Source organism: Arcticibacter sp., from assembly GCF_053551015.1.
Window position 1 is genome coordinate 266262 of the sequence record NZ_JBMQOB010000003.1, and the last position, 18759, is coordinate 285020.

Consider the following 18759-nt stretch of genomic DNA (forward strand, 5'->3'; position numbering starts at 1 on the left):
ATTTACATTTCGGCTCTTTGCATTTGTAGCCTTTTATGATATTTATCCAGTAGAGCAACCAAGTCCGGAATATTTATTGGCTTTGATATATGGTCGTCCATGCCAGAAGTAAGACACGCATCTTTATCCTCCTTCATTGCGCTGGCTGTCAAAGCAATGATTATCGGTTGCGGCAATGCTTCCTGAGATCGTATCCGCCGCGTTGTAGCTAGTCCATCGAGCCCCGGCATCTGTACGTCCATCAGAATCAGGTCAAAGCTTCTTTGTTCCATTACATCGAGCACCTCAAGTCCAGATTCTACAATAACGGGAGAATAGCCCAGCTTATTAAGAATCCTGTTAATGAGCATCTGATTGATCTGATTATCTTCTGCAACTAAAATATCCATCTTATGTGTCTCTGCGAAACCTCCGTCCAGAGCCACCCCTCGTTGTTTGCGAAATGGATTTACCTCACCACTGCAAAGTATCCGCTTGATGACCTTCGCCAATACGCGCTGCTTTACTGGCTTCGTAAGAACATCACAGAATAGGTCAGGGTACTTCTTCGCCGAATCATCCCCCATAGAGGTCAGTAGAAGTAGCGGCAGAGACGGGATACGCTCTCTTACCTCCAGAGCGAAACCAACTCCATCCTTCTCTGGCATCTGCATATCCGTAATGATGAGATCAAACTCTTCTTTCGTGATAATATCCAAAGCGTCAAAAGCGCAGTCGGTACATATGACGTTCAGATTCCACTGTTTTAACTGTAGACTCAGTACCTTCAGGTTTGTGGCATTATCGTCCAGGATGAGGATCTTTTTACCTTCGATCGACGTAGGCGAGAGATCTTCCTGCCGGCCTTGCTTACCTTGTTCACAGACCATGTCGAATGAAAACGTCGACCCCTCCCCCAATTTACTTTTCACACTGATCTCACCGCCCATCAATTTAACCAGTCGCATGGAAATCGCTAGACCCAGTCCGCTCCCCCCGTACTTACGGGTAGTCGACGAATCGAGCTGCGAAAATGCATTAAACAAATTGGCCTGAAATTCCTCAGGGATGCCGATGCCTGTGTCCGACACTTCGAAGACAATACGCAGTTTCCCACCACACAAGTTCTCGCCCTTCCTTACATCAAGAAATACCTCTCCGGATTGTGTGAACTTGACAGCATTGCCTACCAGATTGATCAATACTTGGGTGAGTCGCTGATCATCACCTATAAACGACTCTGGCAAGTCTTTATCAATATGAACAACGAGATCGATACCTTGTTGCGCAGCTTTCCAGGCAAACACATCCATCACATCCTCAATTGCCGTACGGAGATGAAATTCGTGGGGATCAAGCTCCATTTTGCCCGATTCAATCTTCGAAAAATCCAAAATGTCATTGATAACCGAAAGCAGATTTTCTCCACTGCTTTTTATAGTCCTTGCGTATTCACGCTGTTCAGGATTCAAGTCGGTATCGTAAAGCAGAGATGCCATTCCCAACACCCCGTTCATAGGCGTGCGAATTTCATGACTCATTGTGGCAAGGAACACACTCTTTGCTTGATTAGCTTTATCTGCCTCTTTTCTGGCTTCGGCTTCTTGCTCCTTCTGAATATTCAGTTTCTCATTAAGCTCATGTAAATAGTTTGCCTGCTGCTGAATCTCTTCAGCTTGCGACTGCAATTCCTCATTCGTCGCCTGGAGCTTCTCAGACTGTTCCTGAATTTCCTGCGCCTGGGCATAAACTTCCCTCGTACGCTGCTTAACCAGGCGTTCCAGTGCCGCCTTCTGCATCTTTATCACCTTAACCCTTAGTCGGTACAAACCATATATGGCGACGCAACCCATAATGACCAATAAACTAATAAACCACCAGGATTTCCAGAAAACTGGAACGACCCGTATCTGAATAGTGGCGCCGTGCTCATTCCAAATTCCTTCATTGTTCGACCCCTTTACAATGAGCGTGTAATCACCCTGCGGTAAATTAGTAAAACTGACCGAACGTTGACTTCCAAGGTGGATCCAGCTATCGTGAAGACCTACCATTTTATAGGCATACTGATTGTTCTCAGGTGCGATAATATTCAGGGCAGCAAACTCAAGTGAGAAAGTAGACTGCTTTTCATGCAAGACAACATGCTTGGTCTCTGTAATATCTTGTTTCAGGGGGGAGCCTTCGTCACGGTGGCTCGTAAGCTTGTTCAGGATACTAAAACCAGTAAATACGATTTTAGGAACAGCCGTATTGGTAGCGATTTCATTGGTCCTAATCACATTAAAACCATTAATACCTCCAAAGTAGATAGATCCATCCGAGCTTTTAAGTGTAGCATCCTGTTTAAATTCCAGTCCCTGAAGGCCATATGCAAGGCCGTAGTTCGTCACCTTACCGGTCATCGGCTGATACCTGCTCAACCCGTTGTTGGAACTGATCCAGAGATCGCCTGCCTGGTCTTCCACTATACCATGTATGTAGTCACTGGCAAGTCCCTTCTTCCTGCCTAGCAGCGTAAACTTGCCCGATTTCCGGTTAAATAAGTTAATCCCTCCACCGGCGGTGCCAATCCATAGGTTCTTCCTGGAATCCAGCAGAAAGCATGTTACGATATTATTACTCAACGACTCATTATCTTCGTTACTATGCTTATATCGCTTGAAAGCACCAGTCTTCACGTTCAGGAAATATACACCCTGCTCTGTTCCGAGCCACATATTGCCGTCTGTATCTTCAGTGATCGTATAGATCAAAGCCTCGTTCATCTTCTGCAAATCCCGCGGAATAGAATAGCGCGTTATTCTTTTTGTCTTCTTGTTGAACTGGTTTAGTCCACCTGCCCAGGTAGCCAGCCAGACATGATCGCGACTGTCAACAAAGATTTTAAATATCCGGTTATCAGATAGCGAATTTGGATTCTCAGGATCCTTCCTGAAGTTGCTGAACTTTCCTGTTTTGATATCGAGGATGTCCAGCCCCCCATCAAATGAGCCAAATGCCATAGAATCCCTGCCGATCTTCGCCACGCAATAAACGTTGTTATCGCTTAAGCCATTTACAACATTCTTTTCAGACCGATAATGCTTGAATTCCTTTCTTTGAGGATCAAAAACATCGACCCCGCCCTCTGTAGCAATCCATATTCGTTTATTGTCGTCTTCTGCAAAGCCTTTTACACCGGGGTTTCCGAGACTGTTTACACGATACGGGATAGGTTTGTAATGAATAAACTTATCGGCGTTTCTTGTGATGTAACTTACCCCGCCGCTGTTTGTACCTAACCATACTATACCTGCGGGATCATGAAAAATAGTGCGAACAATATTGTGAGAGATAGTGCTTTCATCGAAGCTATCATGTTTGTACTGCTCATATTTGTCGTGGAGATAGTCATAGATAATCAGTCCGTCCGATTCAGTTCCAATCCACAATCTTCCATCACGACCCATTTGCATGGCGATAAGATTGTCACTCGGCAGACCCGAGCCGGGATGCCGTTTGCTGATACTTACAAGATGACCATTATGCTGGTCAAGTTTAGAAAGTCCCCTGCCTTCATGTGCAACCCAAATAAAATCATCCTGCCCTTTTACGATTCCCTTGACCGATCCGACTATCTGCCGACCGGCTTCCATGGCTGTTAAATACCTTCTAAACTTCCTGGTCTTCAGATCTAGCCGGTTCAAACCCTTCGTTGTTCCGAACCACACATATCGCTCATTAAATTGCGTGATAACGTTGATGTCGTTGTTACTGATCGAGTTTGGATCGGCATTGTCATGAAAGAAGCTTTCGAAACGATTTTTTTCGGGACTGAAAAGAAAGAGCCCTGCTTTGGTACCTATCCACATACGTCCATCACGATCCTGAAGAATCGTCTTCACATATGTATCTGTTTTGTAGGGCCTGTAATGTTTAAAAGTATCACTGACCGGATCGTACAAGTCAAGACCTGCTGACGTGCCCACCCACATCCGTCCTTTCGGGTCTACGTAAACAACACTCACATAGCTGCTGCTCAGGCTGGTTTTATCCTCCCTGTCATAGTGATAAGTTTTGATCTGATACCCATCATAGCGGTTCAGGCCATCACGTGTGGCAAACCACAAAAATCCTCTCTGGTCTTTGACTATACTGGTCACATTACTCTGCGAGAGACCGCTCTTGGTCGTAAGCCGCTTAAATGTGAATGTATCTTGCGCATAGCAAGAGAAGATTGTCAGAAAGCATAATACGAACGTACAAAGGTTTTGATAAAGGCTAGGACGTTTAGACATGTCTATAAATTAGCACCCGGATCTCATGTAAAATCCGGTGTGCCAATATACACATTTTTACACGTTTAACTTGTCAATGCGAACCCAATCCATACCCGCAGCTTCAGCAGCTTCAACGCCTGCCCGGGCATCTTCAAACACGAGACAAGCCTCAGGTTCAACCCCAAGCAGCTCTGCAGCACGCAAGAAAGGATCAGGATAAGGCTTACCGTGAGCAGTTTCTCCGGCACAGACCAAAACCTCAACCTTCGAGGCGATGCCCAGCACGTTAAGTGTTTTTTCAATTGCTTCCCTGGATCCTCCTGAAACAACCGCAATCTTGATTCTACCGGCATGCGCAAGCAAATGATCTACTACATATTGAACTGGCCTGGTACGTTCAATATACTCGTTATAAAATATTTTATATTTTTCTTTTTCGAAATGCTGCGGATCAAAGTTTGATCCATAACGCTCATTGATCTTTTCTACGACTCGTGGAATCGGAAGTCCCGCGAATTCATCGATGATCGCTGGATCTATCGTTACTCCCCCACCTACGGCTACCTGAACGTACGACTCCTTATGAGCGCCCATATTATCTGCGAGCGTACCGTCGCAATCATACAAGAAAGCTCTATAATCACCTTTGCTCAACTCAGTAAGCTGAGCCAATTTCAAATCATTTTCAATCATATTTATAATACTTCCGCCAGCTGCTTCAAACTGTCTACCGTTGCAATCTGACCATCCTGCACTTTTCCAAATCCGTAAGAGACAAATATAAAAGGCACTCCTGCTTTCTTGCTCGAATCGTAATCGCCCTGAGTATCCCCCACATAAACGGGAGCTTTCAACTGATGGTCGTCGACAATGTCGCGGATGTTATCTGCTTTCGGGCGGCTTTTCGTGCCATAGCATTGATGCCCCGCGAAATAATCGTGAAGTTTATAATAATTCAGGAATGCTTCGATATATCCTGATTGACAATTGCTCACGATAAAAAGCTTATACTTCTCAGACAGGGCAGAGAGAGCGTCAACCAAGCCAGGGTATAAAATCCCTCCCCGGCTGTTTAGCACCTCAAGCTCTTTTTTTGCACACTTTGCTTTAAACTCCGCACGCTGCTCATCATTCAACTCCGGAAAGAGAAATTCGTATATAGCATCGTACGCCATTCCGGCAATTCCGCCAATGCTGGCTGCCGTAATATCATTTTTCACGTGACCATACTCTTCTTTGGCAGACTGCCATGCAGCAGCAACACCTTCAGTCGAATCCCAAAGCGTGCCGTCCAAATCAAAGATGATACTGTCAAACCGTTCCTTCAATGTAATATCCATGTTGCGGGCAAAAATAGGTGTTTGATACTGAAAACAATTGTTGATTTTTGCCAAAGGTTCTTACAACACCTTAATATAGAGTAAATATGACAAACGCCACTGTTAAAGCCCTCAATCAACTTCGCTTCGTAGGAATTGTTGAAGGAATATCTTATGTATTTCTGCTGCTAATTGCCATGCCATTAAAGTATATGTACGACTATCCAATCGTAGTAAAATATACAGGATGGGCTCACGGCATTCTGTTCGTTCTGTACATAGCCGCCGTATTTAAAGTAACTTTCCTGGCAAAATGGTCATTTGCCAGAGCGCTCAAATACCTTATTGCATCACTGGTACCCCTTGCCACTTTTTACCTTGATAAAGAACTAAAAAGAGAGGCCGAGACTTCAATGAAAAACAATTTCTCAACAAATTAGGTATCTTATACAAGATTAAGTTTAATTTTACCCGTACATACTAGTATTCCCCTTTACACGTTTTAGTATCAATGTATATTTTATTATTTTTTGTAGGTCACTGGTTCCTTTCTCTTTTTTTCCAGACCTTCTTTTTGCACCGATATGCTTCCCATAAGGTGTTCACCACAAGCAAGTTTTTTGAACGCGTTTTATATCTGATGACCTATATATGCCAGGGCTCTTCTTTCCTGAACCCAAGAGCATATGCAACTATGCACCGTGATCACCACGCTTTCAGTGATACGGAAAAGGATCCTCATTCTCCACACTTTTTCAAAGATGTGTTTCAGCTGATGTGGGCTACCGTGCTTACATTTAAAGATCACGTTAGGAGAACGCAAGATAAGGAAGCCAGAGGTTCTGCAGTCTATCCTGAATGGCCGATCATCGACCGTATTGGATCATCAATTGCCTCGAGATTAATGTTCGGAGCATTATATATTGCATTTTACATGGAATTTGCGACACATTGGTGGATGTACCTGCTACTGCCTATCCATTTTCTGATGGGACCGATTCATGGAGCAATCGTCAACTGGTGCGGACATAAATACGGATACGCAAACTTTGACAATAACGATCATTCAAAAAACACAACCCCATTTGATTTTCTGATGTTGGGCGAACTGTTTCAGAATAACCACCACCGATTCCCTAATAGCCCAAACTTTGGGTACCGTTGGTTTGAAGTGGACCCGATCTATCCCGTAATCAAATTCCTGCACTGGACAAGGTTGATCCGGCTGAGAAAAGCATAAGAAATAAAAAAAGGCGCTTAAACAAGCGCCTTTTTTTATTTGAGGAATTCACCGTACCATTTTCCTGAAGACTTAATGGTCCGCTTCTGTGTATTAAAATCAACGTGAATGAGGCCAAAGCGAGGATGGTACCCCTCAGCCCATTCAAAATTATCAGTCAGTGTCCACACGAAATAACCATCAACGGGACAACCCTCATCTTTTGCTTTTAGAAGCTGCTGCAAACTTGTCTGTATAAACGAAAGTCGCTCCTGGTCATCTACTCCCCCATCTCGCAGCTCATCTGGAAATGCAGCGCCATTCTCCGTGATATAAATTTTTTTAATCTGCTTATAGGCACTGTACTTCTTGATAATGGAATAAATCCCCTCGGGGTATACCTCCCACTTCATGGTGGTAAGCGGCACCTTCCTGTTCTCCGCCTTCACTAGTTTGGCATGCAAATAGGGTGTCAATAGAGAATACCTGACGATTTCACGCGTGTAGGTCTGAAGCCCTATAAAGTCGAAATCAAACGCCATCTTATCTTCATCGCCCGCTTGCATGTATTTGCGGATGCCTTTCAGTATACTAAGCTCCTCATCCGGATATCCCATTCCGAGGACCGGCTCAATCATCAAACGGTTAAACAATACATCTGCGCGCTTTGCTGCCGACACATTCCATGACTTCTGAGAATATGGCTCAATATGGGAACAGGAGAATGTGGTCCCTACTTCAGCTTGTGAATTGGCCGACTTCAATATTCTACCCCCGGCAGCCATGCTCAATACAGCATGATGCACCGCAGGGAAAAAATTCTTCAATCCTGTCTTTCCAGGTGCATGCACCCCAAGAAAATACCCGGCCCCGGTAAAAACCATGGGCTCGTTCATGACCATCCAATGATCAATTCGGTCACCAAAACTTCTTGCACATAGATCTGTATAATCAGAAAACCAGCCCACTATATCCCGGTTTGTCCAGCCACCCAGATCCTCCAATGCTTGCGGAAGATCCCAATGATATAATGTAGGCCAGGGATTAATTCCCCGTTCCAGGCTAGAATCTATCAGACGGTTATAAAAATCAAGCCCCTTCTGGTTAACGGTTCCCTTCCCTTCAGGTAATATCCTGCTCCAGGCAAATGAAAATCTGAAGTTGCCAATATGAAGAGCCTTTACCAGATCCAGATCCTGTTCGTATCTATTATAGAAATCGCAAGCCACCCGTGCATGTTGCCCATGAAGTATTTTCCCCTTCCGGGAACTGAAAGTATCCCATATAGAAGGGCCTTTCCCCTCTGCTGAGCAGCTTCCTTCAATCTGAAAAGCCGCGGTAGATACCCCCCATTTAAAACTTTTACCAAATTCGTCCTTATTCAATCCTCTCCTGTATAAACAAATTAAAGAATAGTTGAACCAAACTGATCGTCCACAGACCATTGCCCCGGCTCTTCTCTGCTGTGGTTATATACAACCGAATTAATAATTTCCTGCGTCATATCAGGATAGTCGACCGGGATAATCCTGCCCGACTCCAGCCAGGTCTGTATCGCTGGTGCATACTTATCTTTCAAACTTTTAATCACCGGCACGCCCATCTCACGCAATGCAGCAGCATTCAGGTGCTGCTCAAATTGGTTCTTCATAGGAATTACCAGGATCTTCTTACCCATATATAATGCCTCCGCTGGTGTCTCGAAACCTGCACCCGTCAGCACCCCTGCAGAACGGGCCATACTCCTGGTAAATTTCTCGTTATCAATCGGTTGAACGGTTATATTTTTAATGGTCAGCTTCTTCTTATTGTGTTTGGAAAACACATCCCACTGAACATCCTTAAAAGCCGAAAGTTGCTTAATGAGGCGGGCATCGTCATAAGCGGGCAAATAGACGGTATAATGACCATTGTCCCGAACCTCCTGCAGACGTACCTGACTTCTGATTACGGGTGTGTAGATATGCTCATCGTACGACTGAAAATGAAATCCGTGCCTGGCACTGGAAGGCGCGTAATTATTCAGAACGAGGTTTCCGATCATATCGCGATGCTCTGGCCGTGGCGCATTTGGAGATAATACTGCTGCCTGGTGACTTAGCGCTATACAGGGCTTGTTCTTCATATAACAGGCCCAGGCAGAGACAGGCTCAAAGTCATTGATCACCAGATCATAATCTTCTATAGGCAATGAATTGATGCCCTTTACCAGCCGTCGCAGATTAGCTTTTACTAAGGTCTTCCATAGGTTCACACCACCCGCTTTGCCGAAAATAAAGCTAAGACCCTTAAGTTTATACTTTACTTCAAAGGGTAGCACCAGGTCACATTGTATGCCACTAACCAGGATGTCCACTTCTCCCAATTGCTTTAAACATGGAACAACATCCATCGCCCGGCTTAAATGGCCGTTACCCGTACCTTGGATAGCATAAAGTATCTTCATAGGAAAAAGGAGCGTATCCTCGCACGAAAATAACGTTCTTTAAGATAATAATATATACAAACCGGATTTAATCGCATAACCGTTCTATTTGTACAGCAATTTACAGGGCCTATGTAAATTGAATATGTACTCAGGGTAATACTTGTATAAACAGCCTAACTACAGTGGTTGTTTATATAAACGCAGGGTATGTTCAATTACTTCCGGCAGCTCATCTTCGTAATGGCTCACGTATATCAAAGAGGCATTACTGTTTCTGCAGATGGCGTTAACCACCTGCTTGAAATGCGCTTGCTGACGTATATCCAGACCCTGACAAGGCTCATCAAAAATAAACAAAGGTGGGTTCTTAACCATCGCCCTGGCCAGCAAGCATAAACGCTGGCTACTGGCCGAAACATTCCGAAAGAGCTGCGACTCCTTTTCATTCACCCCGATTAGTTTTAACCATCTTCGTGCAATCTCTGCAAGCCTGGGGTTAGAGGGCCTGAACAGCCCAAGGGTGTCATAAAACCCCGATTCCACAACCTGTATGCAGGTCATTGATGATGGAAAATACTGAAAGAGCTCAGGCGACACGAAACCTATTTTCTTCTTAATGTCCCAGATGCTCTCTCCAGTCCCCCTTTTTCTGTCAAAAAGTACAATATCATTTGCGTAAGCCTGTGGATTATCACCATTGATCAAACTAAGCAATGTCGATTTTCCCGATCCGTTTTCACCCACAAGTGCCCAGCGGTCCCCCTGCCGGATGGTCCAGTCAACATCTTTCAGGATCACCGCATCTCCGTAGCGGATGTTGACTTGCTGCATACGAACAATGTATTCGAATGGCTCTTCAGCCTTCCTTCCAATTAGCTCTCTAAGCTCGGTCTCGTCGATAGTATTGCCTGAGCCTGTTCGCTCTTCGAGACCGGAAAACTCCGCCCTGCTCACATGCTTTTGAACTTTCCCTTCTCCCAAAATAGCCACATGAGTAATCGCTTCAGGGATTTCAGTAGGCGATGTAGCCATAATGATCCTGATACCCGACTCGTTGATCTCAGCGATCAAACGATTAAAATCTGCACGACGCTCTACATCAAGTCCCGTCAACGGATTATCAAGCAACAAAAGAATAGGGTTCTTCAACAGGGCAGCAGCCAGAAGGAGGCGTTTCGTTTCACCATTCGACAGCTTAATGATCTGTTCATCCTTCAGCTCTTCCAAATGCAATCTGGCTATCACCCGCTGCATCGTCCAATACGAATTCGCCCCCGGATGGTTCAGACCCGACAGGTAAGATGCAACGGTTGGCGCATCATCCGAATCAAAGGAATTATAGCGCTGCTGATAATAGAATTCAGTGGTATTAGACAAATTGCGGAAGCTGTGTCTGGAGGAAACGAAAGATATCCGTTTATGCCAGTTCAGTATAGCATCATCTGAATTCACCGGCCTGCTATCAAAATAAGTATGATCAATATGCCCGCTGGTAATCCCAAGCCTGCCGGCTATCGTCTCTAGTAAGGCACTCTTGCCCGACCCACTCTCACCAACCAACGCCCAGTTTTCACTATCTCTGATCGTAAAACTCAGATCTTTGAAAATGATCTGGTTCATACTTCTAACACTAACCTTGTCGAATTCCAGGATAATCTTCTCCATGTCAAACTTTGGGCTTTAACTTATTGAGAGAAGGCAAGAAACCGGTGATCACGCCAATCAGTGGCAGGAAAGAACAAATATAGAACACATGCTCAATACTCGTGGCGTCGGCCAGTTTACCAAGAAGCGCAGAACCAAGTCCCCCCATTCCAAAAGCGAAGCCGAAGAACAGCCCCGATACCATTCCTACGTTACCAGGAAGTAGTTCTTGGGCGTACACCAGAATCGCTGAAAATGCCGAAGCGATGATCACCCCGATAATAGCTGCCAGGACCCCTATCCAAAATAAACTTGCAAAAGGTAACATCAGCGTAAATGGCGCCGCTCCCAATATCGAGAACCATATCACATACTTTCTTCCGAAAGTATCTCCCAATGGTCCGCCTATCAACGTTCCCGCAGCTACAGAACCAAGAAAGATAAACAGGTAGAGCTGCGACTGCTGAACCGATACCCCGAACTTCTCAATCAGGTAAAACGTAAAATAGCTCGTCATACTCGCCATATAAAAATATTTCGAGAAGATCAGAACCAATAAGATGGCTACGGAACTCCAGATCTTAACTTTTGAGAGATTAGGTTTGACGTCCGCCGGATGATTACCTGCTGCCCGCAACACCAAATGACCTTTATACCACTTACCGATTCTGAACAAGATTATGATCGCCAGAACAGATACCAGGGTGATCCAGAGGATATTAAACTGACCGTAAGGAACAATGATCACTGCGGCTAAGAGCGGACCGACAGCGCTGCCGGCATTTCCCCCCAGCTGAAATATCGACTGAGCCAACCCTCTCTTTCCTCCAGACGCCAGATAAGCTACTCGCGACGATTCCGGATGGAAGATCGCCGATCCCACGCCCATCAGGCAAACCGCGGCCAGAATCGTTCCGAATCCAGGTGCGAGAGCAAGCACGATGAGCCCCGACAAAGTAAAGAGCATACCCGCCGCGAGAGAAAACGGCCTGGGCGTCCGGTCCGTATAGTACCCAATAAAGGGTTGCAGTATCGAAGCTGTAAGCTGTGAAGCAAATGTAATCAGTCCTATCTGCGCAAACGTCAGATTGAAATTCGACTTAAACATCGGATAAACCGCAGGCACAATAGCCTGCATCAAATCATTTAACAGATGAGTAAAGCTGATCGTAAATAAGACCGGAAAAGCTGTTTTATTAAGAATTTCCCTGGTGGAAGAGCCACCTGATTGTAAGACCTGTTCTTTCATAGTATTGTCTGGCAGCACACTCCCGCCCCGATAAGCGGCAAAAATAAGCAATTAAGACGTCTGGTCAACTTATGCGTCCTCCAAACTGAGAATACCTTCCAACCTGGCTATGATTTCTTCCGAGGGCTTTTGAACATAGATTCCGCTTCCCTGTCCTGCCCGCACGCCTCTCACAAACACATAAATCACACCCCCGAAATCGCGTTCGTAATCGAACTCCGACAACCGGGTATAGAGATACTTCTTAACCGCAAGCGTATACAAGAGGTATTGAAGATGGTAATTATTCTCATTCATAGCCTTGGCAATACTCTTCCTGTCATAGTCATCCACCGTATCACCGAGAAAATTTGATTTCCAGTCTAGTACATAGTATTTGCCATCATGCTCAAAAAACAAGTCGATCTTTCCGTTCATCAAACCCTCAAGGGAGCCTGGCGCATGAACATCTACAGTTACACTTTCGGTTGATAACGACCTTAGGTGGTAAGGATTAAATGCGGGGACAGTAAAGTCAAACTCCAGCTCATGGATCCGACGTGTAAAGTGGACACCGGATAATGAAAACTCCTTCCCTCCCAAGGGGATTACTGCATTCATCGCATGCGTGAGCAAGGTATACAGCATCACGGGCAGATCCTCATGAAGCCTCGGTGCAAAGCGCTTTATTGCCTGGTCGATCTTATCGCCCCATTTATCCTGGTCCGTAAAATTGATCGTCTCAAATAGAAAGTGGAGCATATTTCCCGTGTTTGCACCTCTTTGCAACTGGTTAAATATGAACTCGTCATAGGCATTCTTATGCTTTCTATAAACATACCGGGTAGAAGATTCATGCTGTACGTTCAACCGGCTATAGCTCATCCTGGTCCAGTTCTGCTGTATAAGCTGGAAATTGACCTGCGACTCTAGGACGAAGGGCTTCCATGCACGTTCACCCTTGCGGAAGGTATAAGCCTCCGCTAGCTCCGGTGCATCTTCAAACGCGATGAGCGATGCCCCTGAATTTTTAAGAACATGCGTAAACGCTTCGAGGGTAGAATTTTTCGAACGCGTATTCTTATAAACAAAGCACTTATATACCCCTCGTGTAATAGCCACATACAAAAGGCGGCGATTTTCCTGCTCTTCCTGCGAACTGATGAGTGTCATGTTGGTATCCGTCAGCTCCCGCTTCACTGCAGAAACATACTTCCGCATTTCAGGATGCTTGAAGCTGAATATCTCCCGCTTATCGAAAAATGTAAAGTCCAGGTAAGGTGCCAGTACAATATTGTATTCAAGCCCTTTGCTTTTATGGATGGTCACTATTTTTATCGCTTCATCATCACTCTCTACGCGTTGCAGATATTCGTCACCCTCAGTTTCCATACCGTCAATACCACGCTTTAACCAACTCAAAAGCTCCTGAGGGCTCAACATTTTAGACGACTGTACCTTGTGAAACAGCTCCACCAGCTGATACACATTCGTAATAATCCGCTCTCCGTTTTCCACATCGCCTTTAAGCAGATTCTGCTGCACATTAAAATCGGCGATAAAGTCCATAAGCGCATTATAGATTCCATCTTTCTCCCAGGTCGACTTGTAATGCCCGAAACGTTCAGTTGCCTGTTCTTCATCCAGAATCAGAAGATCTTCGGTCGACAAACCCGTCATTGGAGAAAGCAGTGCCCGGTTAATGGTTGACAAAGAAATGTTCAACATTGCATCCAGAATATAAAGCAGCTCCATAGCCTCTTCGGTCTGCAGCACCTTCGAATCTCCTATAGTGACAGCTGGAATATTGTATTTAGACAAAATTCGCTTCACAGCCTGTCCCTCCGAGTTTTTGCGAACCAATATTCCGATGTCCGAAGGTCGTACAGCCCGCTGCTGTCCATTCTTCAAAATAGCGTAGCTTGTTCCATCAAGCAGGGCCATCACCTGGGCAGCCACGCCATCGGCAATAGCATCTTTGTTCGGCAACTCAAAAACGCTCATTGGAACATCTTCCTGACCATCCCTGAGTAGCGTTCCTTTGGTATTCTGCACAGGAGAGTCTACGTGGATATATTCAATACTGTCTGCCGCTCCCTGAAAGTAAAATGTATCGAAGCCTTCAGTCGGCTGAAAGAATAAATTCATCGAAGCAATAAAGGCGGCTGATGAACGATAATTTGTGTTCATCGAATAACGTCGCTCTACCTCGTGAAAAGCCTGGAAATAGGTCTCGATATCGGCCTTACGCCAGGCATATATAGACTGTTTCGGATCTCCTATATAAAAAAGAATTGTCTCCTCTCCAAAAGCCTTCTGGAAAATCGCATATTGCAGGTCATCCGTATCCTGGAACTCGTCAATGAACACCGCCTTATATTTATCTCTCAGACCCTTTATCAGCGGATCCTGCTTTCTTACAACAAGAGCCTCATGCAAGTTCACAATCATATCATCGAACGACATCTGATTGCTTTGCATCTTAAACTCGCTGATGCCCCGCGAAATCTGGCCGATGGCCATACAATTAAAGCGGCTTATGACCTTGAAAACCTCTGCATTCCATTTTTCCGCAGCATCATCACACTCCGTCTGTCGCTCCAACAGATCCGGAAAGAGCTTCTGGATATAACCCGTGCCCTTCTTGCTGACAATGGCGTCAAGCAAAGCCTCCGGATTACCAAAATGCTCCTGCAAGCTCTTACGCGCATATGAATTGCCCATCGCTTTCTCCCTGACCTCTTCAGACCGCTCGCCCAGATGCTCAACCAAACATTGCCGAAGATCATCCTTACTGGCTTTCAGCTCCTTGAGCATCCGGAGTATTTCATCATGCTCATCTGCACAAAACGAATATTCGTCTTCTTCCCGGAACGACATGTAATGCTTACCTCCCAGGTGCTCCCGAACCACATTCAAAATGCTTTGTCTGCTTAAACCCACGTCAATCAGGTATTGAAGCAGCTCTGCAGGCAAGGTCGTAACCTCTTTCCTCCAGAATCTATTCACCTCATCCTGAAGAACAGCACTGGTATCCTGGAGGGTTTCCGCTCCGAAAAGCTGCTTAGTTTCAAAAGCGAATTGTGTGAGTGTCTGCTGACAGAAACTGTGGATGGTCAGAACCGATGTCTCGTCGAGAAATAACACCGCATCACGGAGCAGCTGCTCAACCTGTTCATCGCCATGTTCTTCCAATGCCTGATCGACGAGTTGCATGATCGTCTGATCCGCGATCGAATCTCCCTTCGCATATTTATACGCCGTACGGATAAACAGACGGATTCTTTCCTCCAGTTCAGCCACCGCAGCCTTCGTAAAGGTTACCATCAGCACCTCCTTTACCTGTAGCTGCTTCTCCAGGATCAGGCGGAGCATCAATATAGCAATAGAGTAGGTCTTACCCGTGCCGGCACTTGCTTCAATCAGATTACTTCCCTGAAGAGGAACCTGAGTAGCATCGAAATCTTCAAATTTATGAGTTGCCGCCATTCTTAAAATAAGTTGGAAATATTTCAGTTAAAGGCATCAGGATCGTCTCCGTGTGCCCGAGGAAGTCCTGATAGACCTCATCTTTAAAAAAGAATCCTTTTTCGAATTCCTTCATCGCATACGTGTCCCTGCATGGAAACATGCTGTCGCCGAACTTCTTCTTTACTGTCGTATTGAACTTCTCCCTCGTAAAACCGACAAACTCCTGAGGTTCCACATTAAAATCGGGGTAAAATGCAAGTAGCTTACGGTGACCTTCCTTATATAGTGCAACCAGCTCCGACAAGCTCGCTAAGGCTTCAGCCTGGCTCATCTCAGCTCCCTGATAGACCTGGCCCTTATTTGCCGAGACAAAAAAGAGCGACAATGCCTCACCCGCAGCGTGGGCGAAAAGATATTGAATGTAGGCGTCGATCAGATATTTCATTTCATGCTTCGACCATGATACATAAACAAGCATGTCTCCATAAACCTGTTGCAGGCTCCCCTTCAAAACGACACCTGAAAGTTCAATTTCCAGGGAAATGCTCCTCAGACAAGCGTCCCCAATACAATCCCGGAAAAGCGACTTTACCGGCAGCACCTCCTCCTCAAGCTGAGCCAGGGTAATCTCAGCCATACTCTTCAGGGGCAACCCACCCGTTTTCACCAGCTTTTGCCTCAGCGCATCAGCATCTATAGCTTCCAGGCTCAGTAAGTCTTGCTTCAACTGCCACTGCTGCAATTTATCCAGCTCAAAAAGCTCTGTCTCATCCATTAGCACCTTATCCACATGGTAATAGATACCCAGCACATCATTATAATAAGCCTTAATAGGATTTTTAAAGAAAGATACGAGCGAGCGTAGAGATACTTCTGTGATTTCCTTCACAGCATGCTGCTTTCCCCGACCGATCAGCGAAATGGCCGAGCCCTCATGCGTGATATAATTAAACAGTTGGCCCACCCCGCTTTGATATTTCTGACTGAAACTATGAAGGGGATGCTGCGTAATCAGATTCTCCTTAACAGAAGCGCTCTCCACCGTCCCCGATTCTATATAATCAATCAGTTCATCTATCACTGCTGAAGGCGGTAAGGATGTGTTATCACGTGCACTCTGCCCGATATAGCTGATATAAAAATATTGTTGAGCAGACAAGATCGTCTCAAGGAAAAGATGCTTATCATTCTCTTTCACATTCCGGTCTCCCCGCTTTCTGTCCTTTTCCAACAAATTGAAGCTCACCGGATTTTCCTTTCTCGGGAATTTATCAAAATCCATTCCCAGAAGCGCCACCACCTTGAAAGGTATACTCCGCATCGGAATGAGCGAACAGAAGGTAATGCCGCCCTGCACAAATGCTCCCGCTCTTGTCGAGCCGGAGATCGTTTGCAAGAACTTATAACTGAAAACTTCATAGCCGATCACCTCCTCTATCATCGGAGTCAGCAAATTGTATTTATTTAATTCAGAGAGCAGCAGCTCGTAATCCTCCTCCGTACCCTCTTCCGGATCCCATATCAGGTTCTCCAATACATCCTGCGTGTACTGCACCCAGCCCGCAATTGTTCTCGCCTGCCGCCGCCTCCGGACAAAGTCCATCAGCACCTCAATAAAGTGGCAAAAACGGATGATCTCATAAGAGGCAGAGCCTTCAATGCTGTCAAGAGGATAAAACCCATCCTCTCCTGTTCTGTATTCTTCATTTCCCAGCATACAGACTCCATACATCAGCCGCTGAACACCATATTTCCAGCTTACGTACACCGTCTCATCTACAGGACTACCCTCCATACCAAAGCGTATGTTCGCCCTGCCTACGGCAGAACGAATCAACTCCAGATCTGTAATCCCGAATCGCTTTCGGATATAGCTTGAGTCCAGAAGCTGAAGCACCTCCTCAGCACCGAAATGATCTTCGCTCAGAGAGAATAATGCATGTAACGCATTACTGACCGTATCTGTATTAGTGAAATTCTCGTCCGCTATCGTGTATTGAAACTTGTAAGGAACATTGCTGAAAACAGCTTTGATATAGGGGGCATAAGCATCAATATCACTCACCATGACCACAATGTCACGGGGCGACAACTCCTCTCCTCGTTTGTCCACCAAATGCACCAGATAATTGTATAAGGCCTCAACCTCCCTCGCGGGAGTAAAGCAGGAACTTATGGAGATTGAACCATCCAAAAGATCCTCCCCAAAAATCTCGTTCCGTTCCTCGCCTACAAGATTGTAAAAAACATCATGCTGAATCTTACCGAGGAGGGTATCAGGAGCAGGCTCCACAAGCTCAGCCTCTTCATAGACGTTCAGCATATCATCATTCTGAAAGAACAAATGAAACGTATTTTGTATCACCCTGCCCCAGCTAGTCAGCAAAGGATTACCTATAGCTTTCTCACTTAGCTCCGCAAAACCCTTCTTCTTCATCCAGGCAAGCTGCTTCTCACTCTTATCCTCAAACCAGTAAACCGCAGGAGCGGGATTCAGAATATGAAAGGAGAAGTCGATATAACGCGCAATCTCATAAAAAAGCGTCAGGTGATAACCTGTTGTGATGGACAATCCAAAGACATGAATTGCCGGCATATAGGTACGAAGCAGATCAATATGCTGTCCATCTCGCAGCGTTTGCAGAATATAGGCTCCTATGAGCGTCTTATCGGGCAATTGCCTGGCAGATAAATTCCTCGCTTTGATCCACAGATACTGCTGCCATTCGCCGCCCACCTCTGACAAGGCGGTCTCGTTCCACTTCATGATCATCTCCGGACGGTAAATCTGGTATTGATCAAACAAATCGGCCAGCTTATCTGCCAGGCCCATTCGCTTCAGGTCACTGTCAGGACCACTATGTTTATAATATCCGGAAACATCCGGGAACCTGGATATAAATTGAGGATCATCTAGCAAATGATAAATCAACCAGGATGTATTTTCAGCTGAAAGAGTCGTGCCTGACCCCTTGCCTCCTAATACATAATAGATTTGGTTAATCAGATCGCTTGGCTTATAGAACTGATAATTCGCCGCGATGCCCATATTTTCAGCAAAAGCGAGCTTCAGCCAGTTGTTCATCCCATCTGTTTGGGTAACGATGATGTGCGGCTGGAAAACACCCGATTGCTGTCTGCTGAGATCATAGCAAAGACTCTCTGCCAGCTTCGATAAAGAATTGGATACTTTGAAATACAAACCCATT

11 protein-coding genes are annotated in these 18759 nt (G+C 45.4%); 2 read left to right on the top strand and 9 right to left on the bottom strand.

The window, feature by feature from the left end; all coding sequences use genetic code 11:
* Positions 1-2: 2 nt before the first annotated feature.
* Genes ACO1NU_RS01640 through ACO1NU_RS01650 form a run of 3 tightly spaced genes read right to left on the bottom strand, consistent with a single transcriptional unit; the run spans position 3 to position 5581 of the window.
* Entirely contained in the window at positions 3-4259 is a 4257-nt protein-coding gene (locus ACO1NU_RS01640; RefSeq protein ID WP_448816703.1) for a two-component regulator propeller domain-containing protein, read from the bottom strand.
* A gap of 57 nt (positions 4260-4316) precedes the next feature.
* Positions 4317-4934 (bottom strand): HAD family hydrolase, encoded by a 618-nt coding sequence (locus ACO1NU_RS01645; RefSeq protein ID WP_448816704.1) that lies wholly within the window; start codon positions 4932-4934, stop codon positions 4317-4319.
* 2 nt (positions 4935-4936) lie between these two features.
* Positions 4937-5581: an HAD family hydrolase gene (locus ACO1NU_RS01650; protein ID WP_448816705.1), complete on the bottom strand. Its 645-nt coding sequence runs from the start codon at positions 5579-5581 to the stop codon at positions 4937-4939.
* An 86-nt stretch (positions 5582-5667) separates the two neighbouring features.
* On the opposite strand from ACO1NU_RS01650, the gene ACO1NU_RS01655 reads away from it, so the two are divergent.
* Positions 5668-6000 (top strand): DUF3817 domain-containing protein, encoded by a 333-nt coding sequence (locus ACO1NU_RS01655; protein ID WP_448816706.1) that lies wholly within the window; start codon positions 5668-5670, stop codon positions 5998-6000.
* A 71-nt stretch (positions 6001-6071) separates the two neighbouring features.
* The gene (locus ACO1NU_RS01660) at positions 6072-6800 is read left to right on the top strand and encodes an acyl-CoA desaturase (RefSeq protein ID WP_448816707.1); all 729 of its coding nucleotides are present in this window, start codon (positions 6072-6074) and stop codon (positions 6798-6800) included.
* Positions 6801-6835: 35 nt separating this feature from the next.
* Here the strand turns inward: ACO1NU_RS01660 and ACO1NU_RS01665 are convergent, their stop codons facing one another.
* The 6 genes from ACO1NU_RS01665 to recC form a co-directional block, all read right to left on the bottom strand.
* Positions 6836-8164 carry a GH1 family beta-glucosidase gene (locus tag ACO1NU_RS01665; protein WP_448816708.1) on the bottom strand — a complete coding sequence of 443 codons (1329 nt, stop codon included), beginning with the start codon at positions 8162-8164 and terminating at the stop codon, positions 6836-6838.
* Between the two features lie 20 nt (positions 8165-8184).
* Positions 8185-9225: a glycosyltransferase family protein gene (locus ACO1NU_RS01670; RefSeq protein WP_448816709.1), complete on the bottom strand. Its 1041-nt coding sequence runs from the start codon at positions 9223-9225 to the stop codon at positions 8185-8187.
* Positions 9226-9384: 159 nt separating this feature from the next.
* Complete coding sequence (locus tag ACO1NU_RS01675; protein WP_448816710.1) at positions 9385-10872, bottom strand: ATP-binding cassette domain-containing protein; 1488 nt, start codon at positions 10870-10872, stop codon at positions 9385-9387.
* A gap of 1 nt (position 10873) precedes the next feature.
* Entirely contained in the window at positions 10874-12100 is a 1227-nt protein-coding gene (locus ACO1NU_RS01680) for an MFS transporter (RefSeq protein WP_448816711.1), read from the bottom strand.
* 69 nt (positions 12101-12169) lie between these two features.
* On the bottom strand, positions 12170-15568 hold the full coding sequence (gene recB, locus ACO1NU_RS01685) for an exodeoxyribonuclease V subunit beta (RefSeq protein ID WP_448816712.1): 3399 nt from the start codon (positions 15566-15568) through the stop codon (positions 12170-12172).
* Positions 15552-18758 carry an exodeoxyribonuclease V subunit gamma gene (gene recC / locus ACO1NU_RS01690; RefSeq protein WP_448816713.1) on the bottom strand — a complete coding sequence of 1069 codons (3207 nt, stop codon included), beginning with the start codon at positions 18756-18758 and terminating at the stop codon, positions 15552-15554. The genes recB and recC overlap by 17 nt, the downstream gene beginning before the upstream one ends.
* Position 18759: the final 1 nt, after the last annotated feature.